Annotated in this window: 1 protein-coding gene and 1 pseudogene; both read left to right on the top strand. The window is 47.5% G+C overall.

Annotated elements, in window-relative coordinates; translation table 11 throughout:
• A partial coding sequence (locus tag ACWHAR_RS22915; RefSeq protein ID WP_452087926.1) for a mannitol-1-phosphate 5-dehydrogenase occupies window positions 1–870 on the top strand: 870 nt, incomplete at its 5' end.
• Window positions 871–888: 18 nt separating this feature from the next.
• Window positions 889–1,067, top strand: a pseudogene (locus tag ACWHAR_RS22910) (tartrate dehydrogenase); the annotation flags it as partial.

Genomic DNA, 1,067 nt, shown 5'->3' with positions numbered 1-1,067 from the left:
ATCACAACAGCTGTCGGCCCGAACGTGCTGAAGCTGATTGCTCCGTCTATCGCAGAAGGTTTAAGACGGAGAAACGCTGGAAACACACTGAATATCATTGCCTGCGAAAATATGATTGGCGGAAGCAGCTTCTTAAAGAAAGAGATATACAGCCATTTAACGGAAGCAGAGCAGAAATCCGTCAGTGAAACGGTAGGTTTTCCGAATTCTGCCGTTGACCGGATCGTCCCGATTCAGCATCATGAAGACCCGCTGAAAGTATCGGTTGAACCATTTTTCGAATGGGTCATTGATGAATCAGGCTTTAAAGGGAAAACACCAGTCATAAACGGCGCACTGTTTGTTGATGATTTAACGCCGTACATCGAACGGAAGCTGTTTACGGTCAATACCGGACACGCGGTGACAGCGTATGTCGGCTATCAGCGCGGACTCAAGACGGTCAAAGAAGCAATCGATCATCCAGAAATCCGCCGTGTCGTTCATTCGGCGCTGCTTGAAACTGGTGACTATCTCGTCAAATCGTATGGCTTTAAGCAAACTGAACACGAACAATATATCAAAAAAATCATCGGTCGCTTTGAAAATCCTTTCATTTCGGACGATGTGACCCGCGTAGCGAGGTCACCTCTCAGAAAACTGGGAGAAAATGATAGGCTTGTAGGTCCGGCAAAGAAAATAAAAGAACCGTATGCACTGGCGGAAGGAATTGCCGCAGCACTGCGCTTCGATTTCACCGGTGACCCTGAAGCGGTTGAACTGCAAGCGCTGATCGAAGAAAAAGGATACAGCGGCGTACTTCAAGAGGTGTGCGGCATTCAGTCCCATGAACCGTTGCACGCCATCATTTTAAAGAAACTTAATCAATAACCGACCACCCGTGACACAATGTCACGGGCTTTTTTTACTATCTCGCAATCTAGTATAATAGAAAGCGCTTACGAAAACAGGGGGAGGAGAATGACGATGAAACAATTCGAGATTGCGGCAATACCGGGAGACGGAGTAGGAAAAGAGGTTGTAGCGGCTGCTGAGAAAGTGCTTCATACAGCGGCTGAGGTACACGG

It is taken from the genome of Bacillus sp. LR--39 (genome assembly GCF_053613335.1).
Note: the sequence above shows the minus strand (reverse complement) of the source record. Positions and strands in the feature narration are given on the sequence as shown.